A 23,664-nucleotide genomic window follows, 5' to 3' on the forward strand; every position below is an offset into this window, starting at 1 on the left:
GAGGCCGGGCTATGGACATTCACGCAAAGCAACGCAAAACAATCGTGGCCAGAACCGCGATGGACAGCACCATTATCGGCCTGATTCTGGGTGCGACGGTTTTGATTGGCTGGCTATCGCTCACCCATCATTCGTTGTGGTCGGCGCGCTGGCCGGACTACAGCCATATGGTTTCGAGTTTTCCCGACGCTGCTGCCTGGCTGCGTTGGGTGCTTGGAGATATCAGCGAGGTGGCGTTTTATAAACACGAGTTTGCCTCGATTGGCCTTCTGGCCGGTGCATATCTGGGCTATTGGGCTAATCGAACGGGAAAAGCCTGGCAAGGCTTCACGATCTGTTACGGCAGCGGGCTCTGGCCGTGGCTGGTGACAAGCTCACTACTGGGTCTGGTGCTGAGCAATTTGCTGTGGGGCTGGACCGTCACCGCGACCAGTTGGCAGCCCACCTTCGCGGCATTCGTGTCGTTGCCTGCCGCAATGGTATTGATGTTCGGTGCAGGCTGGAAGGTCGCGATCAACGGAGCCATCATGGGCGCCCTGTTCGTGACACCTCTGTGTCAGCTGATGGTCAATTACGTATGCAACCCACTCGGTCTGCCCGTGGTGATTGGCAATGTTTCGGGCATGGCCATCGCCAGCATCGGCGCCTTCGTGCTTTGTCGCTACGTGCCAAGCCTGGTGAGACCAGCGGAGCCCGAGCCGGCTGCCGAGGAAGTCAGCATGACCGTGTCCGGCAAGGCGCCGGGTTATGGCGTGGTATGGAGCATGCGCCGGGTCTTGGCGGATTTCTCCGAGGCACCTTTCTTCGGCAATGAATGGGCGAGCCTGGGACTGATTGTCGGTGCGTTGCTCGCATTTACACTCAACCCGATGAGCCCGGTCTACGGCACTGGTCTGCTGCCGCAATTGCTGGTCGGTCAGGCGCTGACCTCGGCACTGGGCGTGGTGATCTGGCGCAGGCAGTGGATGGAGCGCGGTTGGTATCCGACTTATGTGCCGCTGGTGTCCGTTGTTCCGGCTGCGATCCTTACCTTCGGCGGCGCTTGGCAAGTGATCATCTCCAGTGCGCTGCTCGGCGCCCTGATCGCCCCGCCACTGGCCTGCGCCCTCGCGCAGCGGCTGCCAGGCTTCATGCATGGCTTTATCGGTAACGTGTTGTCGATGGCTCTCAGTACGCTATTGATCCTGCCAATCGTCGGATGGCTGGCCAGCCACTGATCTTTCCCCTGCCCCGGCTGGCATCTGGATAGTCCCCGGTACAGTCGGTCTTTCTTCGCGAGGTATCACATGGAACTGCCAAAACTGGCCATTGCCGCGCTCGGCGGCACTGTCAGCATGCAATCGACGCAAAACGGCCAAGGCGTCGTTCCGGCGGTGTCCGGCGAAGCGTTGCTGAACACCGTGCCGGAGTTGAATATGCTCGCACGAGCAACCGTCGAGACTTTCGGTCTGTTACCCAGCGCTTCGCTGGATTTCGAATACCTCTTGGACGTATTGAACTGGGCCAACGCGCAGATCAGCCAAGGCGTGGCCGCAGTCATCATCATCCAGGGCACGGACACTCTGGAGGAATCCGCCACTTTCTTCGATTACCTGTGGGCGCACGACGAGCCATTGGTGCTGACTGGCGCCATGCGCTCTGCCATGCAAGCGGGGGCTGATGGCCCGGCAAACCTGCTGGATGCTGGTCGCGTTGCGTTGGCGGCATGCAGTCATGGGCGCGGAGCACAGGTGGTTATCAACGGCGAGATTCACCGCGCCAGTAGCGTGCGCAAAGTCGATTCAATGGCCATGCACGCCTTCGCCTCGCCCTTGACCGGCCCTGCTGGCTTGATAGTGGAAGGCGCTCCGCGCTACTTCCATGCGCCGGTTGCGCGCCATGTTTTGCCGATGCCCCGAGACACCCGCCAGAATATTGCTTTGCTGGAAGCTTCGCTCGGTGCAGACAGTCTGCTGCTAGAGAAGGTTGTGGAGCTAGGTTACGCCGGCCTAGTGATCGCTGGCTTCGGTGCCGGCCATGTTTCAGCGGACTGGGCCAACGTCATCGAAGGCATTGCCCGACATATTCCGGTGATCATCGCCACCCGCACCGGTTGTGGCGCGACGGCGCAAGTGACCTATGGCTTCGTCGGCAGTGAAATCGATATGACGCGTAAAGGTGCCGTGATGGCTGGGTTCCTATGCCCGCGCAAAGCAAGAATTCTGCTCTGGCTTCTGGTTGGCTGCCAACTGCAATCAACGTTGGCAACCTGCCTCGCTGAACTGGCCCCATAAAAAAAGGCCTGCAATCGCAGGCCTTTTTTTTGCCGAGACTCCGCTTAAGGCTTGTGCGCCCGCGACAGAAACTCGTGGGATTGCATCTCCAGCAGTCGGCTCAGCGTGCGCTGAAACTCGAAGGTCAGGCGTCCGCCGGTGTACAGATCCTTCAACTCGACTTCAGCAGAAATGATCAGTTTGACGTTGCGATCGTAGAACTCGTCGACCATGTTGATGAAGCGCCGGGCGATGTCGTCGGTGGTGACGCTCATCTGCTCGACGCCGCTAAGCAGCACGGCGTGGAAGATCTTGCCCAGTTCGATGTAGTCGTTCTGGCTGCGCGGGCCGTCGCACAGTTCGCGGAAGTCGAACCAGGCCACGTCGTCGCAGGTGCGCAGAGCGCGGATTTCGCGGTTCTCGATGATCAGCACATCGTTTTCCACCGCTGCCGTGCACTCCGGCGTCAGTGCCTTGAAGCTCTTGCGCAGGCTTTCGTGGGCGGCTTCGTCGAGCGGATAGTGGAACAGCTCGGCTTGCTCGAGGTGACGCAGACGATAGTCAACACCGCTGTCGACGTTGACGATCTCGGTGTTCTGCTTGATCAACGCGATGGCCGGGAGGAAGCGCGCGCGCTGCAGGCCATCCTTGTACAGGCCGTCCGGCACGATGTTCGACGTCGCGACCAGGGTCACGCCGTTCTTGAACAACTCTTCCATCAGCGTGCCGAGGATCATCGCGTCGGTGATGTCGGAGACAAAGAATTCATCGAAGCAGATCACCCGCGACTCGGCCGCGAAGCGCTTGGCGATGATGGTCAGCGGGTTCTTCTCGCCGCCCAGGGTCTTCATTTCTTCGTGCACACGCTTCATGAAGCGGTGGAAGTGCGTGCGGGTCTTTTCCTTGAACGGCAGCGCTTCGAAGAAGGTGTCGACCAGGTAAGTCTTGCCGCGACCGACGCCGCCCCAGAAATACAGGCCCTTGACCGGTGCCTGATCCTTTTTGCCAAACAGCTTGCCGAGCAAGCCCGGCTTGTTCTGGTCGGCGGCGATCAAGTCGTCGTACAGACGCTGCAAGTGACGCACAGCAGTTTCCTGCGCGGCGTCATGGAAGAAGTCCGGGCGTTTCAGATCAGCTTGATATCGTTCTAGGGGCGTCATAATTCGTTAGCAAGGCAACAAAAACGGGCCGTCACTGTAGCGACGGCCTGTGGGAATGGCAATCGGCCCTTAGTCGGGTCGTGCCGCCGATCAGTCTTGAGCTGGAGTCAGTGCGACGCGCAACGCCTCGATGGCGGCGTCCCGCGCACCGATGCTGGCAAACGCCGGGCTGTCGCCCACGCACTCACCGGCCAGCCAGACGCTGAAGCTCAGGTCATCAGTACGCACATCCAGCGACTCGCCGGACTGCAACTGTTTGGTCACCTGGCCGGCAGTCTTGCCGTCGGCGAAGTTGCGCGACAACAGCAATTGCTCGCCATCGGCCGCCAGCAGACGGAAACGGAAGCTGCCGTCGTCCTCGCGGAAGCTGACGAAACGTGCGGCTTTCGCGGCTTTCTTCTTGGTGGTCGCGGCGACCTGAACCTGATTGACGAAAGAACGCAGGCCAACGGCTTCACGCAATTCATTGAGGAACGGCGTGGCCACGGCGCGGGCCTTCTTCGCACCAATCTGCAGAATGTCTTCCAGATCCGCAGGACGCTCGATCAACTGGTGATACTTCTCGCGCGCCTCGCCCAGCTCATTGTCGAGCAACTGGAACAGGCGATTCTTCGCCTCACCCCAGCCCAAACCACCGAGCAGTTCGCTGCGGAACTCGTCAGCCTGCGCCGGAGTGGCGAAGGCCTGGAACAGAGTGAACAGGTGCGAGTTGTCCGGATCTTTCGCTTCGCCCGGGGCCTTGGAGTCGGTGACGATCCGCGAGATCGCGTCCTTCATTTCTTTCGCGCTGCTGAACAGCGGAATGGTGTTGTCGTAGCTCTTCGACATCTTGCGACCGTCGAGGCCTGGCAAGGTCGCCACACTTTCTTCGATCAGCGCTTCGGGCATGGTGAAGAACTCTTTGCCCTGGCCGAACAGATGGTTGAAACGCTGACCGATATCGCGGGCCATTTCCACGTGCTGAATCTGATCGCGACCGACCGGCACCTTGTGCGCGTTGAACATCAGGATGTCCGCCGCCATCAGCACCGGATAGCTGTAGAGGCCCATGGTGATGCCGGCATCCGGGTCTTCACCCGTCTCAACGTTCTTGTCCACCGAGGCCTTGTAGGCGTGCGCGCGGTTGAGCAGGCCCTTGGCAGCGACGCAAGTCAGCAGCCAGGTCAGCTCGGGGATTTCCGGGATGTCGGACTGGCGGTAGAACGTCACGCGGTCGACATCGAGGCCACCGGCCAGCCAGGTCGCGGCGATTTCCAGACGCGAGCGCTGGATGCGCAGCGGGTCATCGCATTTGATCAGGGCGTGGTAGTCGGCCAGGAAATAGAACGAATCGGCCTGGCTGTCGCGGCTGGCGAGGATTGCCGGGCGAATGGCCCCAGCGTAGTTGCCCAGGTGCGGCGTGCCAGTGGTGGTGATGCCGGTGAGAATGCGGGTACGGTTGGTCATGGGTAATCGCTTGTCAGACTGCAATCAATTCGAGAGACGCGGCAGCAGCAGATCCTTGAGATCGGTCAGCTTGCCGTGAAAAAAGTGTCCGCATTCTGCCACTTTCAGCAGCTCATGGGGGCGCTGGAGTTGTTCCGACCACTGGTAGACCAGTTGCGGATCGATGACTTCATCGGTTTCCGGCTGGATCACGGTCAACCCGCCGTGCTGCGGCAGTTGATCCTGCTCGCCCAGACGCATCACCGCCGGGGCAACCATGAACAGGTGCTCAAGCTGCACGCCCTGGGCTTCGAGACGGCCGCCGAGACTTGCTGCAACAAATCCGCCGAAGGAGAAACCGAACAGGGTCAGCGGCAGATCCGGGTGTTTTTCCCGCAGCCATGTGGCGGCGGCCTGGGCGTCGTCGACTTCACCGGTGCCCATGTCATGCGTACCCTGGCTGGCGCCGACGCCGCGATAGTTGAAACGCAAGGTGATCAGGCCTGCATCGCGCGCGGTGCGCTGCAGGGTCGAGACGACCTTGTTGAGCATGGTGCCGCCCTGCACCGGATTCGGATGGCAGATCAGCGCGATGCCGCGCGGCTGCTCGTTATCCAGATACAAAGCCTCAATTTGGCCGACAGGGCCGTCAATCACTACAGGGGTTTCACGCATCAGCAAGGGAGGAACTCCGTGACCTCGAATCGGGTCGACTCGTCTAGCAAATTGTCTGTGCCAATCTATTGCGAGTGAATCGCGGTATACAGCGCAGGTTCGAGCCGTTAACGTAAAGCAAAGCCGTTTATAGAGGAAGGACTCGTGGAACACTCGCTCTTAGTTTGGTTGTTACCGACTCTTGCCCTGGTTGTGGGTGTCGCCATTGGATTCCTGATCGCGCGCGTTGCGCCGAACGCCGCACCGAGCCGCACGCAGCGTCAACTGGATGATATCCAGGAGCGTTTCGACAGTTATCAGAACGAAGTGGTCACGCACTTCAACAGCACCGCGATGCTGGTCAAGAAGCTGACCCAGAGCTATCAGGAAGTGCAGGATCATCTCGCCGAGGGCGCCAATCGTCTGGCCCTGGACGAGCAGACCCGCCAGCGCCTGATCGCCGCCCTGCACGCCGACGCAGCGCAGGCACCACGTGAACGCCTGACGCCACCGCGCGATCAGGAACCACCGCGTGACTATGCACCGAAATCGCCAAATTCCCCTGGCATGCTCGATGAACATTATGGTTTGAAGAAGTAAGCAGTCTTCGCTGCGAACAAAAAGCCCCCGGACATTGCTGTTGTCCGGGGGCTTTTTTGTATCGGCTGATTTTGCGGTCACAACGCTGGCCTCTTCGCGGGCAAGCCCGCTCCCACAGGGGTCAGGTGTGGAACACAGACTTTGTGGCCACCGCCAATACCGGTGGGAGCGGGCTTGCCCGCGAAGAGGCCGGCACTGCCCAGACAAAAAAATGCCCGATCACAGGACCGGGCATTTCTTCATTCAGGCAATCGCTTATGGATACTGCTGCACCGTACCCGGCTGTTGCTGCTGACCACCATACTGCTGGCCCGGAATCGCCTTCAGGTTGACTTCAACGCGGCGGTTCTGCGCGCGGCCGTTGACGTCGCCGTTGCTGGCAATCGGGTTATCCGGGCCGGCGCCACGGGCCGACAGGTTGGCACCGCTGACACCTTGCGAGGTCAGGTAGGTCGCCACGCTCTGCGCACGACGCTGGGACAGGTCCATGTTGTGCTGGCGGCTGCCGGTGCTGTCGGTGTAACCGACGATTTCGATCTGGTTCTGGTTGAACTCCTTCAGCGAGTTGGCCAGGTTGTTCAACGGCTGGTAGAAACTCGGGGCAATGTTCGCCGAATCGGTGGCGAAGGTGATGTTGCCCGGCATGATCAGCTTGATCTGATCGCCCTGCCGCTGCACTTCAACGCCAGTATTGGCCATGCTCGCGCGCAGTTTCTTTTCCTGCTGGTCGGCGTAGTAGCCGTAGCCGGCAGCGGAGGCACCGACGACAGCAGCGCCGATCAAGGCGCCCTTGCCACGGTTGTCGTGACCGATGGCGGCACCGGCGAGTGCGCCGGCCAGCGCGCCGAGGCCACCGTATTTGGCGGTTTTGCTCATGCCTTGCGAGCCACCGTCGGCCTGACCCTGATTGTCATACGGATTAGGCGAGGCGCAGCCGGACAGCACGGCCACGGCAGTAGCGACAATAATCAAACGACGCGTGGTGAACATGGAGAGCTCCTGGTTTTCTGCATTCTGTGGTGCAGCGGCCACTGATCAATCAATGGACCTGCGCGGGCGTTGGATCATGACAATGCCTAAAAATTCCGCCCGCTGCCCGTGACAAAAAATTCAGGCACGCACAAACGGGTTCTCACGCATCTCATCACCCAGACGCGTGTCCGGACCGTGCCCGGTGACAACCGTTGCGTCCTCGTCCAGCGTATACAGCCGCTGTTTGATCGAACGCACGATGGTCGCCTGATCGCCACCCCACAAATCCGTACGCCCTACCCCGCGACGAAACAGCGTGTCGCCGGCTATCAACAGCTTAGCCTCGGAAAACCAAAAGCTCATGGACCCGGGTGTATGTCCCGGCGTGTGCAGTGCCACACCGCAACCGCAGGCTAGTTCTTCGTCATCGCTCAACCAGCGATCCGGCGACGGCACCGGGGTGTAAGGCACGCCGAACATCTGGCATTGCATTTCAAGGTTGTCCCAGAGGAATTGATCCTCCTTGTGCAGATGCAGGGTCGCGCCGGTTTTCTCCTTCATCTGCCCGGAAGCGAGAAAGTGATCGAGATGCGCGTGGGTGTGGATGATGCTGACGACTTTCAGGCCATGGGCATCGAGGCGCGCCATGATCAGGTCCGGGTTGCCGCCGGGATCGACGACGATGGCTTTTTTTGTGATCGGGTCGCCGATGATCGTGCAGTTGCACTGGAGCGGGCCGACGGGGAAGGTTTCGCGGATAAGCGCAGGGCTGGGCGTGGTCATGGAAAAATCCTGGACAGGGTCAACGCCGTTGGCAACGGCCGATGGCGAATTTTACCGTCGCTAGAGCAATAACCCCAACGCCTTCGCCCGCGCCACCGCCTGCGTACGCCGCTCAACCCCGAGCTTGCTGTTGATATGGCTGGCATGGGTTTTCACGGTGTGCAGGGAAATGAACAACTGCTCGCTGATTTCCTGATTGGAACAGCCTTGGGCGATCAGGCGCAGCACGGCCAATTCCCGGCTGCTGAGTTGTTCGGTAGTTGAGCTTTCTACGCTCGGTCGCGGCGCGGCTGTTGGGAACTGTGTGAGCAATTGCTGGCTGACGGCGTGGCAGGAAAGCGCCTGCAATTGCCCGCGCATCCAGTCGGCATGACTTTTCAGCAGCGCATCGAAGGGCTGGAATACGCCGCCGGCCGCAGCTTCCAGCGCCTGACTCAACACCTTGCGCGCATCGGGCTCGCGTCCACTGGACAGCAACAGCGCCACCTTCTGCGTCAACGCCATCACGCTCAGCAACTGCCGCCCGGTCCGCTGGCCGTTTTCATGCAACACGTTCAGCCGCCCTTCGGCGAGCATCGGTTGCCCCTGAATCACATCGAGCAGCGCCTGTTGCAGTTCCACATGCAGTGGCAGTTGCGGATGGAATTCCGGTGGCGCCGCAGCGTGTTCGCCGGTGTAGGTCTGGCCCAGGCGTGCAAGCCACGCCTCGGCGAGATCAATCCGGCCCTGGGCCAGCCACAGCTCGCATTTGACCAGGGTGATCATCGCCAGATAGTAGATCGGCGGCACGTCCCAGATGTGCATCAGGCGTTCGGCTTCGGCGAGTTCGGCGAAGGCCTTGGCGAACTCGCCGCTGGCGCCGTCGAGGCGGGCAATCACGCAGTGGCCGATCAGCACGCTGATGTCGCGACAGGCCCGCGCTTCGCCGATGCCGGCGAGTAGGCGTACGCGTGCAGCCTGCGGCTGCAAACGCATCGCCAGCAGGAAACCTTCATACAACGTCAGCCGCGCGCGCACGGCGTACAGGCGTTGCGGCGACAGACCGCGCAGCCGCTCCAGGCCCTGATGCACTTCATCCAGCGCACGCAGAATCTCGCCCCGCGATTGCAGAACCCGCGCCCTGTCGTAATGCGCCAGTGCTTCGAATAATGGATTGCCGACCCGTTGCGCCAGCTCGAGGGATTCACGGTTCAGCCCACGGGCGCGCCACAGATCGCCGTCGGCGATCGCCAGATTGGACAAGGTCGACAGGCACATCAGCCGCTGGCCATAACGCTTGGCCGGCAGGCTCTCCAGCGCTTCACTGCAATAGCGCAGAGTCAGTTCGCGATGGCCGCGTCCGCGAGCGATGATCCCGCTCAGCGCCAGCCATTGCGCCAGCATGGATTTCTGCGCAGTGGCTGAAGGTGCTGGCAGAAAGCGGCTCAAATGGCTGGCCAGCTCTTCAGCGGCGTCGAGCTGACAGGCCAGCCCCAGCGCCCAGCTGTAGAGCACGATCAGCCGTGGCGTGCTGATCAGCAGGCTGTCGGGCAAGTCCATTTTCCAGCGCAGCAGCATGCCGACGTTCTGCTCGGCGAGCAGCTGTTCTTCGGACAGGTTCTGTACCAGATTCGCCGCGACGTCGAGATGCCCGGCACGCAACGCCTGCTCCACCGCTTCGTCGAGCAGGCCTTGCGCATTGAACCAGCGGCAGGCGCGCAAATGCAGGGTAGCGTTGGGCACCATCGCCTGGGCGATTGGCCGGCTGCGCAACAAGTCAGAAAACAAATGGTGATAGCGGTACCAGTGACCGTGCTCGTCCAGCGGCACCAGAAACACCTGATGGGCGAGCAGAAAGCGCAGGATCTCGGCGCTGTCATGGGCTTCGCGGACCGCGTCGCACAGCTCGCTGCAAAAGCGTTCCTGCGGAGCGGTTTCGTAGAGAAACGATTGCACTTCGGCTGGCAGGCAATCGATGACTTCTTCGAGCAGATAGTCGCGAATCAGCCCTTCGCCGCCGTTCAGTGCTTGCGGCAGCGCGGCATCGTTGCCCGCCTCGGCCACCGCCAGCAGCCAGAAGCGCAGGCCGGCGACCCAGCCTTCGCTGCGCTGGATCAGGCTTTCCAGTGCTTCGCCGCGCAGTGAGCTGCTGTGGCGATCGAGCAAGGTCAGGGCCTCGTCGTGGGTCAGGCGCAAATCCTGTTCGTGCAGCTCGAGCAACTGCCGCGACAGGCGCAGACGCGCTAGATGCCAGTCCGGGCGCTGACGGCTGGTGACCATCACCAGCAAGCCATCGGGCAGATGATTGAGGAAAAATTGCAGGCAACGATCCAGCACCGGCCCTTGGGCGAGGTGGTAGTCGTCGAGCACCAGCAGCAGCGGTGCAGCAGGATCGAGATGCAGCGCCAGCTCATCAAGCAGACCGTCGAGCCATTCTTCAAAAGCGAATGGCTGATGACGCTGACGCATTTTCAGCAGACCAAGAGCGCCAGCGCCCAAGGCCGGAAAGTAGTCCTGCAGACCTTCGAGCAAGCGCTCAAGAAAGCGTCCGGGATCGCTGTCACGTGGACTCAAGCCCAGCCAGAGACTTTGCCAGTGCGCCGGCAGGCTCTGACAGAACTCCACCGCCAGCGAGCTTTTGCCGAACCCGGCCGGGGCGCTGACCAGCAGCAACCGACCTCCGAGCCCGGCCTGCAGACGCTGGCAAAGGCGCGGCCGCAAGACATAGCCATCAGGCAGCGGCGGGCGGAAAAAACGCCCGTCCAGTGCTGCGACGGTGATGCTTGCGGGACCCGGAAGTGGGGACAGATCAGTCATGGCCGGCTCTTGTTCGAAGGCGATTGGCGGCGTTGCAGATGTCCGCAGCCTAGCCTTAAACGAAGAGGTAATGAAGGTCGCTGCTACAAATGGCTACAAAAAGCCTACACAGCGCCGCCAAAATCCGGCATCACCGACCAATCGCGACCACGATGAATCCGTGTAGGAGCTGCGGCGTGAAACCGCACGCAAAAAAACGCCCCGAACCGGTCGGGGCGTTTTCACGAGGATGCGGCCTCGGGTTTACGCAGGTTTAGCGAACACCATCCTGACGCAGAGCGGCCGGGGTGAAGTCGCTGGTGGTAGCGGTGAAGCCGAAGTCATACGCCTGCTTCTCTTCGTTCTTCATGCCCAGTGCCAGATAGCGGCCGGACTGCAGGTCGTAGAGGGTTTCGAGGGCGTACCACGGCACTTGCTTGTCGTAGTAGTTCTCGGCATGTGCCTCGGCTACACGCCACAGTTGGCCACGACCGTCATAGTGGTCGATGACCGCTGCCTGCCAGGTGTCCTCGTCGATGTAGAAGTCACGCTTGGCATAGATATGGCGCTGGCCTTCCTTCAGGGTCGCGACCACGTGCCAGACGCGGCGCAGCTCGTAGCGAGCCAGGTCCTGGTTGATGTGACCGGCCTTGATGATGTCCGAGTACTTCAGTTTCGGATCGTCGAGCTTGTAGCTGTCGGAGGCGATGTACATCTCTTTCTTACCTTCGAGCTTCCAGTCGTAACGATCCGGCGCGCCGTTGTACATGTCGAGGTTGTCCGAGGTACGCAGGCCGTCGGCGGCAGTACCCGGGCCGTCATACGACACTTGCGGTGCACGGCGCACACGACGTTGCCCGGCGTTGTAGACCCACGCCGAACGCGGCTCTTTGACCTGGTCGAGCGTCTCGTGCACCAGCAGTACGCCACCGGCCAGACGCGCCGGCGCGGTCACTTTCTGCTTGAAGTAGAACAGGATGTTGCCCGGGTTCGCCGGATCGTAGTCCTTCATCTTGTCGCGGAACACGAACTGATCCTGGAAGTACACCAGGCTGTACGAGCCGTTCGGTTGCGGCGTGGCCTGGGTCACCAGACGGGTCACGCTGCCGCCGCGATAGCGGGTGATGTGGTTCCAGATCACTTCCACACCGGTTTTCGGGATCGGGAACGGCACGGCGGTATCGAAGTTTTCCAGACCGTTGCCGCCGGACACCAGGTTGGTGCTGGTGGCGTTCTTCTTGATCGCGGCGAACACGTCATCCGGCACGGTGGCGCCGCGATGGGACGGATAGACCGGCATCTTGAAGGTTTCCGGGTAGCGCTTGAACATCGCGTACTGGCCCGGCGCAAGCTTGTCCTTGTACTTGTCGACATCCTTGGCGGTGATGGTGAACAGCGGCTGCTCACTGGCGTAAGGGTTGGACAGGAAGCCCTTGCTGTCGACGCTGCCGGCATTTTTCGGCAGCGGTTTCCAGGCCGGGATCGAACCGTCGGCATTACCGGCCATTTCCGCGCCCATCGGCGTCAGGCTCTTGCCCAGTTTATCCGCTTCGGCAGCAGGCACCGCCGCCATGACACTGGTCGCCAGCAGCGACAGGCCCAGAACACCGGCGTGGAACAGACTCTTTGTTATTTTCATAAATTCGTTCGTCCTGAAATGCAGTGCTTAGAAGTTCACGCCGAAGCTGAGCGCCACGAAGTCGCGGTCATCCACGGTGGTGTACTTGCCGTCGAAGAAATTGGTGTAAGCCAGGCTCGCGGTGTAGGTGTTCTGGTATTCGGCGTCGACGCCCAGGCTGACCGCTTTGCGACCTTCCTCGAAGTTGCCGCCAGGGCCTGGCGAGTAACCGCTCACGTCGTGGGACCAGGCCACGTTCGGCTTCAGGTTCACGCCAGCGAACACGTCGTTGTATTCCCAGATCGCCCGACCACGGTAGCCCCACGACATCGACGTGGTGAAGCCGTCGTTTTCGCAATTGCGGCTGCGGTTGTTCTGCGGCGAACCGGGACCTGCGCCGTTGATGGTGCTGTTGTTGAGGATGTTGGCGCAGGTATCGACTGTGCCAGTAGCCGGCAACTCACCCGGACCGTAGACCGGGTCGCGGCCATAGCGCTTGTCGGAACGGCTTTCCAGGCCACCGACGTAGGTTGCACCGACTTCACCGACGAGGGTCAGACGGCTGGCGCCCATGACCTGATCGAAGAAGTGCGTGAACGTCGTCTGGATCTGGGTGATTTCCTTGCGCTCATAGCCATGCAGATCCTGACCCGGCACGCCGGTCAGCAGCGAAGCGTTGGTCAGCGCGCCGCCCAGTGGACGCACGCCGGCAAACAGGATGTCGGTGGAGTTCAGTTGCACCGGCGCGTTCGGACGGTAGCTGATCTCACCGCTCCACGCCGTACCGGTAGGCAGAGTGGTGGAGAAGCTCAGACCGTAGAGGCGAATGTCTTCCGGGTATTCGATGAAGTAATTCGAATTGCCCGCGACCAGCAGCGGTGCGAGTGCGGCGAACGGCCCCGGCAGCGCGGCGGCAGTGTTGTAGACCGACTGGGGTGCGCCGGTTGCACTGAAGATCGGCGCACGGCTGTGGTAGTTCATGAAGTAGGCGCCGAACTCGGTGTCGAGTGGCTCGAACATGTATTTGAGGGACGCGCCCCACTGACCGCTGTCGCGCGCGTCACGGTCCGGCCCACGGCGCACCAGCACGCCTTCTTGGTCGACGTTCACACCGTTGGCGGCCAACGGCCCCAAAGCGATCGCCGGAATCTGCGAACGCTTGTTCAGTACGCGCAGATTGCTGTCGCAACCGTCAGCAACGATGTCCGGCTGGGAGAAGAAGGTGCCGCAGTTGTCGACGACGGTCTGGTCCCATTCCAGTTGGTAGAACGCTTCGGCCGAGAGGTTATCGGTGAGGCTCTGCGACACATAGAACATGTTGACCGGAATCAGGCCTTCCTTGATCTCGGCGCCCGGACGACGGAACGCGGAGACGTCGATCGGGTTGATCGAGTTGATGCCACCGCCGATGAAGGTACTTTCACCCCAGCTCACTACCTGCTTGCCCAGACGCACGGAGCCCGGCTGATCGGCAATCGCGTAGTTGTGGTAGACGAAGGCGTCGAGGATCTGCCCGCCGGAGGACTTGGCGCCCTCTTTGCGGTTGCTGTCGCTGATGTCCTTGAATTCGCGGCTCTCGTCCTTCAGTTCGAAGTCGTACCAGTATTTGCCACGGACGAACACGCCGGTGTCGCCGTATTTCAATTCAAGGTCATGGATGCCCTTGAAGATCTTCGAAAAGGTTTCGCCGCTCTTGAAGTTGGCGTGCCCGTCATCGGAAGTCTGCGACAGGCCACGGCCGCCGTTGTTGACGCCGATAAGGTTCTTGTTCGGGCTCTGAGTAGACCAACTGGCGCCGATCGACAGGGACGAGTCGAACTGGCCTTCGATTTCACCGACGTTGAAACTGACGCCGAATGCAGGCCCGGCGAGCGAGGAGGCAAGACTGACCGCCAGAGGCAGTTTCGCCCGGCGCCAGAACTGGTTTACTGAGGTCATCGACGCTACTCCATGTGCATTATTGTTATGGCAGTGAGTACTTTTAAAAACGCTGTGGAGGACCGGGCGCCAGGGCTGCCCGAAATCGCTCCAGAGTTGCTCGCCCCGATCAGTGCGTGTGCTCCGTTTCTAAAAAGTCCTTGAGCGGACTATATCCAGCGGGTGGTAGTGCTTGATCCCTCTAAAGTGTGATTTGCAGCCGCCAACCACTCTGGAACAGTCCTTTCGCCAGTCCGACACACGTCGGCAGGGCAAGGATGGCTGATTTTTTCGATTTCACAAGCCAAGCGCTTGCTTGGTGGGTCTGGCGCGCCGGTTTCGGCGCGCCAGCAGACACTCAAAGTGTCGAAAGGAAGGTGCTGTTGTTGGCCTGCCACTCGGTAATGTCGAGGCGGATGCGCTTCTTGTCGAGCTTGCCGACGCTGGTCTTGGGAATTTCGGTAACAAGGGCGATCTGACTGGGGATCGCCCATTTGCTCAAGTGTCCCAGCTCGACGAACGGCTTGAGGTGTTCCTTCAGTTCCCGTGCGCCGATCACCTGCCCTTCGCGGACCACCAGCAAGGCAAACGGGCGCTCGCCCCACTGCGGATCGGCGATGCCCACCACTGCTACTTCGCGTACCGCCGCATGCCGGCTGATGAGGTCTTCGAGGTCAAGGGAGGAGATCCACTCGCCGCCGGTCTTGATCACGTCCTTGATGCGATCACGAATATCAATCACGCCCATGCTGTCGAGCGTGGCGACGTCACCGGTGTGCAACCAGCCACCGGCCCAGAGCTCGGCGCCCTTCTGCGGTTCATTGAAATAGCCTTCGGTCAGCCACGGCGCGCGCAGCACCAGTTCGCCTTGGGTTTCACCGTCGGCCGGAAGGAAGTTGCCGTCGCCGTCGACAATCGCCGCTTCGACCAACGGCCCCGGTACACCGGCCTTGATCCGGTAAGTGGTGCGCTCGTCTTCGCTGCCGGCCATCAGTTCGTCGTTGAGGTGCGCGCAGGACACCAGCGGCCCGGTTTCCGACATGCCGTAAGCGGCTGTCAGCTGAATGCCACGGGCCTTGGCGTTTTCATAAAGACTGCGATTGAGTGCGCTGCCGCCGATGACGATCTTCCAGCCGCCGAAGTCGGCACCCTGCGCGGCTTTGGCGTTGAGCAGCATCTGCAGGATGGTCGGCACGCAATGGGAAAAGGTGACCTTCTCCTTGCGCCACAACTCCACCAGATACTCCGGATCGTAGCGCCCCGGATAAACCTGCTTGAGCCCGAGCATGGTCGCCACGTACGGCAAACCCCAGGCGTGGACATGGAACATCGGCGTGATCGGCATGTACACATCGTTGGTGCCGAGCAGGCGTACGCTGTCGATCGAACCCATGATCGTCGCCACGCCCATGGTGTGCAGCACCAGTTGCCGATGGGTGAAATACACGCCTTTCGGATTGCCCGTGGTGCCGGTGGTGTAGAACGTGGTGGCGACCGAGTTTTCGTCGAAGTCCTGGAAATCGTATTGCGCACTCGCAGCGGCCAGCAGTTGCTCGTATTCGCCGACGAGGTTCGGCAGCTCTGCAGTTTTCTCCGGGAGATCGGTCAGCAGCAGGGTTTTCTCCACCGTGGTCAGCTGCGGCGCGATGGCCTGATACAGCCCGACGAACTCGCTGTTGACCAGCACGAAGCGGTCCTCTGCGTGGTTCATGGTGTAGAGGATCTGCTCCGGCGACAGGCGCACGTTGATGGTGTGGATCACCGCGCCGATCATCGGAATGGCGAACATGCATTCCAGGTAACGGTGGCTGTCCCAGTCCATCACCGCCACGGTGTCACCGGCCTTGACGCCGGCAGCCGTCAGCACGTTGGCCAGCCGCGCAACCCGCTCGATCAGGGTCGGATAGCTGTAGCGCAACTGGTCGCGGTAGATGATTTCGCGGGTTTTCTCGTAACGGGCGCCGGACATCAGCAGCCGTTTGATCAGCAATGGATACTGGTAGGCCCCATCGGCCGGCGGAATGACCCGAGTCTGCAACATAAGAATCCCTTTTCTGACTGCACGGTGTTGGCGGAGAGATTCGTACTCTAGTGCGCCTGCCTGACAGTCAAATCAGCCAAAGGAATGATTTGCAGAGCCGTACAAATGCTAGCTTTGCGCCAGCACCCAGGTATCGGGAAATTGGATATGGCCACTGTAGCAGCTGCCGAAGGCTGCGATCTTTTGATTTGCTTATGAAAAGACAAGATCAAAAGATCGCAGCCTCGTTGCACTCGTCAGCTCCTGCAAGAGAACAACGCGGCCCGGTCAGTGCATTTCGGTGAACGCGATTTTCACGCCGAGAGCGATCAGCACCGCGCCCATAGTGCGGTCGAACCAGTGGCCCATGCGCGCGAAGCCCGCGCGCACGCGGTGTTGGCTGAACAGCATCGCCACCAGACAGAACCAGATCGCCGTTGCCACCGCCAGGTAAACGCCGTAACCGGCCTGCACGGCCAGCGGCGTGTGCGGATTGATCACCACGGTGAACAGCGAGAGGAAAAACAGCGTGGCTTTCGGGTTCAGGCCGTTGGTGACGAAGCCCGAGGTAAACGCGCCCCGCGCGGTGCGTACGCCGGTTTCCCGGTGCAAGTCATCGGTGACGGTTTTCGCCGGTTGCGCGCGCAAGGCCTTGAAGCCGATGTAAAGCAGATACGCGGCGGCGGCCCACTTCAGCGCGTTGAACAGCACGATCGATTGCGACACGATCAGACCGATGCCGAGCAACGAATAGCCGACATGCAGGAAAATCGCCGAGCCCACGCCCAGCGCGGTCCAGGTGCCGGCGCGACGCCCGTGGGTCACGCTCTCGCGCACGACCACGGCAAAGTCCGGGCCGGGGCTGGCAACGGCGAGCAGATGGATCAGGGCAACGGTCAAGAACTCGGTCCAGTACATGGGGGCTCCTTTGGGGCAGCTTGGTCAATAAAAAATCTGAAAAGAACGCAGTCCTGTGGCGAGGGGATTTATCCCCGATGGGTTGCGAAGCAGCGCTAAAAACTTCTGCCTGGCCCGCAGGCAGTGATTTTGCGACTGCTGCGCAGCCGATCGGGGCGGTGCGACGTTTCGCTAAATCCCCTCGCCACAAGGTTATGTGTCCGCTGCGGGGTCAGCGTAACGATTTGTTTCATCTGGTAGGCTCGGCAGGGTACGCCCTCCGCTCACAGCACAAAAGGTACAGTTGATGACGAACACGCGCCGCGCGGTATTCCTTGATCACCCTTCGCTGGATCTCGGCGATCTGGACCTCGGTCCGTTGCGCGAATGCTTCAGCGACTTGCAGCTGTTCGCCCAGACGTTGCCGGAACAGGTCAGCGAACGCCTGCACGGCGCCAGTGTGGCGATCACCAACAAAGTCGTGATCGACGCCGCTGCAATGGCTGCCAACCCGCAACTGAAACTGATCCTGATCAGCGCCACCGGCACCAACAATGTCGACCTCACTGCCGCCCGCGCTCACGGCATCACCGTGTGCAATTGCCAGGCTTACGGCACGCCGTCGGTGGCGCAACACACGATCATGCTGTTGCTCAACCTCGCCACGCGCCTGGCCGACTATCAGAAAGCTGTGAGCGCAGGCCGCTGGCAGCAGGCGAAACAGTTCTGCCTGCTCGACTACCCGATCGTCGAACTGCAAGGCAAAACCCTCGGCCTGCTCGGCCATGGCGAGCTCGGTGGCGCCGTGGCGCGATTGGCCGAAGCGTTCGGCATGCGTGTGTTGCTCGGACAGATTCCCGGGCGCCCGGCTCGGCCGGATCGCTTGCCGCTGGAAGAACTGCTGCCGCAGATCGACGCCCTTACCCTGCACTGCCCGCTCAACGAGCACACCCGGCATTTCATCGGCGCCCGCGAACTGGCCTCAATGAAGCCCGGCGCATTTGTGGTCAATACCGCCCGCGGCGGCCTGATTGATGAGCAGGCGCTGGCCGACGCTTTGCGCAGCGGTCATCTCGGCGGTGCGGCCACCGATGTGTTGAGTGTCGAGCCACCGACCCAGGGCAATCCGCTGCTCGCCGCCGATATCCCGCGCCTGATCGTCACCCCGCACAACGCCTGGGGCAGCCGCGAGGCGCGCCAGCGTATCGTCGGGCAACTGAGCGAAAACGCCCAGGCGTTCTTCAGCGGTGAGGCGCTGCGGGTCGTCAGTTGATAAACTGCGGCACTTTTTTTTCAAGGAGCAGTTATGGATCCGCGCAGTGAAGTACTGCTTCGTCAGGCCGAGTTATTCCAGGGTTCGCTGCTGTTGGCCGGCCTGCCCGCCGATGATTTGCTCGGACGCCTGCCCAACGCGTTCGGCTGGTGCTGGCACGCTGGCGATCAAGCCGCACTGGACGCGCGTTTCGAGGGCCGCAGTCAGTTCGGCGTGAACGTGCCCGAGCGTGAGTTCGACAGCGCTGTGGTGTTTCTGCCCAAATCCAAGGACCTGACCGATTACATCCTCAACGCCGTGGCGTCGCGTCTGGCCGGGCGTGAGGTGTTTCTGGTCGGGGAAAAACGCAGCGGCATCGAAGGCGCATCCAAACAGCTCAATCCGTTCGGCAAGCCACGCAAACTCGACAGCGCCCGGCACTGCCAGCTCTGGCAAGTCACCGTGGCCAATGCGCCTGAAGCGAAATCCCTGGAAAGTCTTGCGCAGACCTACGAACTGCCCCTGGCCGAAGGGCCGTTGAAAGTCATCAGTTTGCCGGGCGTGTTCAGCCACGGTCGACTGGATCGCGGCAGCGCCCTGCTGCTGGAGCATCTGGACAAACTGCCGAGCGGCCATCTGCTCGACTTCGGTTGCGGCGCCGGCGTGCTCGGGGCTGCGGTGAAACGTCGCTATCCGCACAATCAGGTGACGTTGCTGGATGTCGACGCGTTCGCCGCCGCCAGCAGCCGTCTGACCCTGGCCGCCAACGGTCTGGAGGCGGAAGTGCTGACCGGCGACGGCATCGATGCCGCGCCAATGGGTTTGAGCGCGATTCTGAGCAATCCGCCGTTCCATGTCGGCGTGCACACCGATTATTTCGCTACGGAGAACCTGCTGCGAAAAGCAGCGAAACATCTGAAAAACGGTGGCGAACTGCGCCTTGTGGCGAACAGCTTTCTCAAGTATCAGCCGTTGATCGAGGAGCACTTGGGCGTGTGTGCGATCAAGGCTGAAGGCAACGGTTTCCGGATTTACCGGGCCAAGCGCGGTTGAAAATTTGTTCTTGCCCAATCGGATTTGCCTAGGCAGAATCCGCTCCGTCCTAGGGGAGTAGTCTCCCACGAGCGCCAAGCTCGTCCGGCATACGTCAACATACTTGATCCTCAGATCATGGCGTATGCGACCCAAGCGTCCGCACCAGACGGATCGCAGGGTTTGACAAGACCTATGACACGCACACCTTACCCGGGGCGGGAAGGCTGTACGTGTCATAGCCGTGTCGACCCGCCCCTTAGGAAATCCCTGATGCTGGACTCGCTACTCGTTCCCACCGCTATCGTTGCCTTGGCCGAAATCGGCGACAAGACGCAACTGCTCGCGCTGATTCTCGCCGCTCGCTTTCGCAAACCCTGGCCGATCATTGCCGGGATTGTCGCCGCGACTTTGGCCAACCACGCAGCAGCCGGTGCGGTAGGCGCCTGGTTCGGCAGTTTCTTCTCCGACGCCGTTCTGCACTGGATCCTCGCCGCCAGCTTCGCCGCCACGGCACTGTGGACACTGGTCCCGGACAAGATGGATGACGACGAGGCCAGCACGGCGCGCAAGTTCGGGCCGTTCCTGACCACACTGATCGCATTCTTCCTGGCGGAAATCGGCGACAAGACCCAGATCGCCACGGTGATGCTCGCCGCGCAATATCCGGAACTCTGGCTGGTGATCATCGGCACCACAGTGGGCATGCTGATTGCCAACGTGCCGGTGGTATTGGCGGGTAATTTTGCCGCAGAGAAACTGCCGCTGACCCTGATCCGCCGCCTCGCGGCTTCGGCGTTCATGATTCTGGCGATTGTTGCGGTTTATAAAGCGATGCAGAGCAGCGGCTGGGTTTAACCCCGTCTACTGAACTACCCAAAACCTGTGGTGAGGGGATTTGAAGGATCGTTCCCACGCTCTGCGTGGGAATGCCTCAAGGGACGCTCCGCGTTCCAATGGGACGCAGAGCGTCCCGGGCTGCATTCCCACGCAGAGCGTGGGAACGATCATTGGCTCAGGACTTCGGGGCTTTTTCGTACAACGGCATCACCTTCGGAATCGCTGCCTGCAACGCAGCAATGCGGCTGCTCGATGCCGGGTGAGTACTCATGAATTCCGGTGGCGCGCCTTCGGAAGCCTTGCTCATCTTGTCCCACAGGGTGATCGCCGCGTTCGGGTTGTAACCGGCGCGGGCGGCCAGTTCCAGGCCGATCAGGTCGGCTTCGTTTTCGTTGGCGCGGCTGTTGGGCAAGGTCATGCCGTAGTTGGCCACGGTGTCGGCCAGCGCCAGGCTGTCCTGACCCAGACCGAACAAAGCGCCGGCGCCCTGCTTGGCCATTTCCATGCCATAGGCTTTGGACATCGCCTCACGGCCGTGCTCGCGCAGGGCGTGGGCGATTTCATGGCCCATGACCGCAGCGATCTCATCGTCGGTGAGTTTCAGGCTATCGATCAGCCCGGTGTAGAAGATGATCTTGCCGCCGGGACCGCAGTTGGCGTTGAGCTCATCGCTCTTGATCAGATTGACTTCCCATTGCCACTGCGCCGCGTCCGGGCGGAAGGTTGGCGCCTGGGCGATCAAGCGGTTGGCGATGGTCTGCACGCGTTTGGCTTCCGGGCTGGTCTTGTCCAGCACACCTTTGCTCGACGCCTCGCCGACAGTCTTCTGATACGACTGTGCGTACATCTGGTCGACCTCTTGCGAGGACAGCATGCTGAACATGTACTGCTTGCGCTCCACGCCCACGGCGCCGCCGCTGGTGGTGTTGACCGACTGACAACCGGCCAGCAACAGCGCTGCGCTCAAAGCACTTACCACTAATGTCTTGTTCATTCAAAAGCTCCCTGAAAACCTGAGGCGTATCCTAGGCGGCTAATTGTATTGGCGCCAGATACAACGGACGCATTGCGCGTACATCCACCTAAGGCCGCAAGACTGGCTGGAAATTCCTCAACGCGCATTGAATCCGCCGTGCACCGATCCATCAGCGACATCGCGCGGCGATTCCGACCAGCGTCTCTCATGGCCGCGCCCACCCCGCCGATAAATCCCTCGCAGATTGTCCTCTTGCGTGCGGAGCTCCCATGAAGTTCAAGTCGATCCAGTTTTCCGTCGCCGCTCTGGCCGGCGCCATCGTCCTCAGCGTGGTCGCGGCGCTGGTGCTGTACGCGCTGTTCTCCGGCGCCCGCACTCAAGAAATGGTGCAACAGCGCACCCAGGCGCAGTTCGAGCAAGTCATCGAACAGCGCCTGACCTCGCTGGCGCAGACCCAGGTCAGCCAGATCCAGCGCGAACTCGAAGCGCCGCTGCTGATTGCCGGCGGTCTGGTACGCGTCAACGCCCTGCTCGGCACAACCGCCGCCGATGGCCAGCCGCGCCTGAGCGTCAGCCGCGAGCAACTGATCAGCCTGATCAAGGAAAACGTAGAAAAGAACCCGAAGGTTCTCGGCACCTACATCGGCTGGGAAAAAAACGCACTGGACCACAATGACGCGGCCTACATCGGCAGCGCCGTGGTCGGTATCGATCCAGCCAATGGACGTTTCCTGCCGTGGTGGTTCCGCAATACCGACGGCAGTCTGGGCGTGGACAAACTGGCCGATGTCGACGATCAGAAAACCTTGTCCACCGGGGTGCGCGCCAGCGAGTACTACCTGTGCTCGAAAGAGACGAAGAAAGCCTGCGTGATCGACCCGGCACCGTACAAGGTCGGCGACAAGATCGTCATGCTCGCCTCGTTCATTGAACCGATCATGGTCAACGGGGCGTTCCAGGGCATCGTCGGCGCCGACCTCTCGGTGAACTTCATTCAGGACATGCTCCTCGCCGCCAACCATAAGCTTTACAGCGGCGCCGGTGAAATGGCCCTGGTCGGCGGCAATGGGCGGATCGTTGCCTATACCAAGGATTCGAGCAAATTCGGCGAAAAAGTCAGCGACATTCTCGACGCCGAACAGGCCAGCAATCTCGCCAACCTCAAGCGCGACGAGGTCACCTATGCGGTGAATCAGGCCAAGGGCCGCATCGAACTGTACCTGCCGTTCGGCATCGGCCAGACCGACGCACGCTGGACGCTGATGCTGCAATTGCCGCTCAACGCCGTCATGGCCGATCTGCAAAACCTCCAGGCCGACCTTGATGCCCAGCGCAAATCCGACACCTTCGGCATGGCCATGGTCGGTCTGATCATCGCTGGCATCGGCCTGCTGGTGATCTGGCTGGTGGGTCACGGCATCGCGCGGCCACTCAAGCAAATGGTCGCCATGCTCGATGACATCGCTCAGGGCGAAGGCGATCTGACCCGGCGCTTGAGCAGCGACCGCAGCGATGAACTGGGCTCGATTGCCAAAGGCTTCAACACCTTCCTCGGCAAGTTGCAGGCGATGATCACCCAGGTGGTGACCTCGGTGCAGAGCGTCAGCGATTCCTCGGAACACACCGCCGACATCGCCATCCGCACCAACATCGGCGTGCAGAAACAAATGGCCGAAATCGATCAAGTGGCGACAGCGGTGCAGGAAATGACCGCTACCGCCCAGGACGTGGCGCGCAACGCCACCCAGGCAGCACAAGCGGCAAGCCACGCCGATCAGGCCGCCAGCCAGGGCATGCAGATCGTCCGCGACACCTCGAATTCGATTGGCGTACTGGCGGTGGAAATCGGCAAGGCTGTCGAGGTGGTGCAGACGCTGGCCAAGGACAGCGAAAACATCAACGCCATCCTCACTGCCATTCGCGGCATCGCTGAACAGACCAATCTGCTGGCACTGAACGCGGCGATCGAAGCCGCGCGCGCCGGCGAGCAGGGTCGCGGTTTTGCCGTGGTCGCGGATGAAGTGCGCAATCTGGCGCAGAAAACCCAGAAGGCCACCGAAGAAATCCAGAGCATGATCCAGCAGTTGCAACAGGGCACCCGCGATGTGGTGCGCGTCATGGAAGACAGCCAGAACCGCACCGACGAAAGCGTGCAACACGCGGCGAAAGCGGCCGAAGCGCTGGAAACGATCACCCAGGCCGTGTCGGTGATCAACGACATGAACACGCAGATCGCCAGTGCGGCAGAAGAGCAAAGCGCAGTGGCCGACGACATCAACCGCAATGTGATCAACATAGGTCAGGTGGCGAATGAAGTGGCCGGCGGTGCGGATGAATCGAGTTCGGCGAGCGCCGGGTTGACCAAACTGGCGGAACAGCAGCGGCGGTTGATCAATCAATTCAAGGTCTGAAAGATCAAGAGCCCCTCACCCTAGCCCTCTCCCGGAGGGAGAGGGGACCGACCGCGATGTCTTGCGCTATACATCGACCT

Annotated in this window: 18 protein-coding genes, 1 pseudogene and 1 riboswitch; of the genes and pseudogenes, 8 read left to right on the top strand and 11 right to left on the bottom strand. The window is 61.1% G+C overall.

Annotated elements, in window-relative coordinates; translation table 11 throughout:
• Positions 1-11: 11 nt before the first annotated feature.
• Positions 12-1,217, top strand: coding sequence for a hypothetical protein (locus tag ACZ9BE_RS19505; protein WP_476249833.1), 1,206 nt, complete (start codon positions 12-14; stop codon positions 1,215-1,217).
• 69 nt (positions 1,218-1,286) lie between these two features.
• Entirely contained in the window at positions 1,287-2,273 is a 987-nt protein-coding gene (locus tag ACZ9BE_RS19510) for an asparaginase (protein WP_476249834.1), read from the top strand.
• A gap of 44 nt (positions 2,274-2,317) precedes the next feature.
• Here ACZ9BE_RS19510 and zapE read toward each other — a convergent pair whose 3' ends face one another.
• The 3 genes from zapE to ACZ9BE_RS19525 form a co-directional block, all read right to left on the bottom strand.
• Complete coding sequence (gene zapE / locus ACZ9BE_RS19515) at positions 2,318-3,412, bottom strand: cell division protein ZapE (RefSeq protein ID WP_016773254.1); 1,095 nt, start codon at positions 3,410-3,412, stop codon at positions 2,318-2,320.
• Positions 3,413-3,502: 90 nt separating this feature from the next.
• On the bottom strand, positions 3,503-4,858 hold the full coding sequence (locus ACZ9BE_RS19520; RefSeq protein ID WP_150638824.1) for a tryptophan--tRNA ligase: 1,356 nt from the start codon (positions 4,856-4,858) through the stop codon (positions 3,503-3,505).
• Positions 4,859-4,882: 24 nt separating this feature from the next.
• A complete protein-coding gene (locus ACZ9BE_RS19525; RefSeq protein WP_160768466.1) occupies positions 4,883-5,512 on the bottom strand; it encodes an alpha/beta hydrolase in 630 nt (209 codons plus the stop codon).
• Positions 5,513-5,656: 144 nt separating this feature from the next.
• Between ACZ9BE_RS19525 and ACZ9BE_RS19530 the strand changes: the two genes are divergently transcribed.
• A complete protein-coding gene (locus tag ACZ9BE_RS19530) occupies positions 5,657-6,091 on the top strand; it encodes a Z-ring associated ZapG family protein (protein WP_016773251.1) in 435 nt (144 codons plus the stop codon).
• A gap of 255 nt (positions 6,092-6,346) precedes the next feature.
• Here ACZ9BE_RS19530 and ACZ9BE_RS19535 read toward each other — a convergent pair whose 3' ends face one another.
• From ACZ9BE_RS19535 to ACZ9BE_RS19565, 7 genes are all read right to left on the bottom strand, one after another.
• Complete coding sequence (locus ACZ9BE_RS19535) at positions 6,347-7,081, bottom strand: YiaD family glycine zipper/OmpA-like lipoprotein (protein WP_041479972.1); 735 nt, start codon at positions 7,079-7,081, stop codon at positions 6,347-6,349.
• 120 nt (positions 7,082-7,201) lie between these two features.
• Positions 7,202-7,846 (bottom strand): MBL fold metallo-hydrolase, encoded by a 645-nt coding sequence (locus tag ACZ9BE_RS19540; RefSeq protein ID WP_024014263.1) that lies wholly within the window; start codon positions 7,844-7,846, stop codon positions 7,202-7,204.
• A 60-nt stretch (positions 7,847-7,906) separates the two neighbouring features.
• The gene (locus ACZ9BE_RS19545) at positions 7,907-10,642 is read right to left on the bottom strand and encodes a winged helix-turn-helix domain-containing protein (protein ID WP_095181671.1); all 2,736 of its coding nucleotides are present in this window, start codon (positions 10,640-10,642) and stop codon (positions 7,907-7,909) included.
• Between the two features lie 253 nt (positions 10,643-10,895).
• Positions 10,896-12,260, bottom strand: coding sequence for a DUF1329 domain-containing protein (locus tag ACZ9BE_RS19550; RefSeq protein WP_024014265.1), 1,365 nt, complete (start codon positions 12,258-12,260; stop codon positions 10,896-10,898).
• 27 nt (positions 12,261-12,287) lie between these two features.
• Positions 12,288-14,177, bottom strand: coding sequence for a DUF1302 domain-containing protein (locus ACZ9BE_RS19555; RefSeq protein ID WP_056790239.1), 1,890 nt, complete (start codon positions 14,175-14,177; stop codon positions 12,288-12,290).
• 337 nt (positions 14,178-14,514) lie between these two features.
• Complete coding sequence (locus ACZ9BE_RS19560; RefSeq protein ID WP_476249835.1) at positions 14,515-16,197, bottom strand: fatty acid--CoA ligase; 1,683 nt, start codon at positions 16,195-16,197, stop codon at positions 14,515-14,517.
• 267 nt (positions 16,198-16,464) lie between these two features.
• Complete coding sequence (locus tag ACZ9BE_RS19565) at positions 16,465-17,094, bottom strand: LysE family translocator (RefSeq protein ID WP_056790244.1); 630 nt, start codon at positions 17,092-17,094, stop codon at positions 16,465-16,467.
• A gap of 286 nt (positions 17,095-17,380) precedes the next feature.
• On the opposite strand from ACZ9BE_RS19565, the gene ACZ9BE_RS19570 reads away from it, so the two are divergent.
• From ACZ9BE_RS19570 to ACZ9BE_RS19580, 3 genes are all read left to right on the top strand, one after another.
• Positions 17,381-18,346: a 2-hydroxyacid dehydrogenase gene (locus ACZ9BE_RS19570; protein ID WP_460138348.1), complete on the top strand. Its 966-nt coding sequence runs from the start codon at positions 17,381-17,383 to the stop codon at positions 18,344-18,346.
• 33 nt (positions 18,347-18,379) lie between these two features.
• Complete coding sequence (locus ACZ9BE_RS19575; protein WP_056790248.1) at positions 18,380-19,378, top strand: class I SAM-dependent methyltransferase; 999 nt, start codon at positions 18,380-18,382, stop codon at positions 19,376-19,378.
• A 39-nt stretch (positions 19,379-19,417) separates the two neighbouring features.
• A riboswitch (yybP-ykoY riboswitch) is annotated at positions 19,418-19,542 on the top strand.
• An 88-nt stretch (positions 19,543-19,630) separates the two neighbouring features.
• Positions 19,631-20,215, top strand: coding sequence for a TMEM165/GDT1 family protein (locus ACZ9BE_RS19580; protein ID WP_016773243.1), 585 nt, complete (start codon positions 19,631-19,633; stop codon positions 20,213-20,215).
• Between the two features lie 157 nt (positions 20,216-20,372).
• On the opposite strand, the gene ACZ9BE_RS19585 is transcribed toward ACZ9BE_RS19580, so the two are convergent.
• Entirely contained in the window at positions 20,373-21,191 is an 819-nt protein-coding gene (locus ACZ9BE_RS19585; protein ID WP_016773242.1) for a M48 family metallopeptidase, read from the bottom strand.
• Positions 21,192-22,531: 1,340 nt separating this feature from the next.
• Between ACZ9BE_RS19585 and ACZ9BE_RS19590 the strand changes: the two are divergent.
• Together ACZ9BE_RS19590 and ACZ9BE_RS19595 are read left to right on the top strand one after the other, a co-directional pair.
• Positions 22,532-22,729 (top strand): annotated as a pseudogene (locus tag ACZ9BE_RS19590) (HAMP domain-containing protein); the annotation flags it as partial.
• A 111-nt stretch (positions 22,730-22,840) separates the two neighbouring features.
• Complete coding sequence (locus ACZ9BE_RS19595; RefSeq protein ID WP_371915155.1) at positions 22,841-23,584, top strand: methyl-accepting chemotaxis protein; 744 nt, start codon at positions 22,841-22,843, stop codon at positions 23,582-23,584.
• The last annotated feature ends 80 nt before the right edge of the window (positions 23,585-23,664 follow it).

Source organism: Pseudomonas sp. TE9122 (genome assembly GCF_056278925.1).

Excerpts from the sequence above, each read along its gene's own strand:
- ACZ9BE_RS19505 (WP_476249833.1), top strand. The coding sequence starts at position 12 with ATGGACATTCACGCAAAGCAACGCAAAACAATCGTGGCCAGAACCGCG.
- ACZ9BE_RS19510 (WP_476249834.1), top strand. The coding sequence starts at position 1,287 with ATGGAACTGCCAAAACTGGCCATTGCCGCGCTCGGCGGCACTGTCAGC.
- zapE (WP_016773254.1), bottom strand. The coding sequence starts at position 3,412 with ATGACGCCCCTAGAACGATATCAAGCTGATCTGAAACGCCCGGACTTC.
- ACZ9BE_RS19520 (WP_150638824.1), bottom strand. The coding sequence starts at position 4,858 with ATGACCAACCGTACCCGCATTCTCACCGGCATCACCACCACTGGCACG.
- ACZ9BE_RS19525 (WP_160768466.1), bottom strand. The coding sequence starts at position 5,512 with ATGCGTGAAACCCCTGTAGTGATTGACGGCCCTGTCGGCCAAATTGAG.
- ACZ9BE_RS19535 (WP_041479972.1), bottom strand. The coding sequence starts at position 7,081 with ATGTTCACCACGCGTCGTTTGATTATTGTCGCTACTGCCGTGGCCGTG.
- ACZ9BE_RS19540 (WP_024014263.1), bottom strand. The coding sequence starts at position 7,846 with ATGACCACGCCCAGCCCTGCGCTTATCCGCGAAACCTTCCCCGTCGGC.
- ACZ9BE_RS19545 (WP_095181671.1), bottom strand. The coding sequence starts at position 10,642 with ATGACTGATCTGTCCCCACTTCCGGGTCCCGCAAGCATCACCGTCGCA.
- ACZ9BE_RS19550 (WP_024014265.1), bottom strand. The coding sequence starts at position 12,260 with ATGAAAATAACAAAGAGTCTGTTCCACGCCGGTGTTCTGGGCCTGTCG.
- ACZ9BE_RS19555 (WP_056790239.1), bottom strand. The coding sequence starts at position 14,177 with ATGACCTCAGTAAACCAGTTCTGGCGCCGGGCGAAACTGCCTCTGGCG.
- ACZ9BE_RS19560 (WP_476249835.1), bottom strand. The coding sequence starts at position 16,197 with ATGTTGCAGACTCGGGTCATTCCGCCGGCCGATGGGGCCTACCAGTAT.
- ACZ9BE_RS19565 (WP_056790244.1), bottom strand. The coding sequence starts at position 17,094 with ATGTACTGGACCGAGTTCTTGACCGTTGCCCTGATCCATCTGCTCGCC.
- ACZ9BE_RS19570 (WP_460138348.1), top strand. The coding sequence starts at position 17,381 with ATGACGAACACGCGCCGCGCGGTATTCCTTGATCACCCTTCGCTGGAT.
- ACZ9BE_RS19575 (WP_056790248.1), top strand. The coding sequence starts at position 18,380 with ATGGATCCGCGCAGTGAAGTACTGCTTCGTCAGGCCGAGTTATTCCAG.
- ACZ9BE_RS19580 (WP_016773243.1), top strand. The coding sequence starts at position 19,631 with ATGCTGGACTCGCTACTCGTTCCCACCGCTATCGTTGCCTTGGCCGAA.
- ACZ9BE_RS19585 (WP_016773242.1), bottom strand. The coding sequence starts at position 21,191 with ATGAACAAGACATTAGTGGTAAGTGCTTTGAGCGCAGCGCTGTTGCTG.
- ACZ9BE_RS19595 (WP_371915155.1), top strand. The coding sequence starts at position 22,841 with ATGGCCGAAATCGATCAAGTGGCGACAGCGGTGCAGGAAATGACCGCT.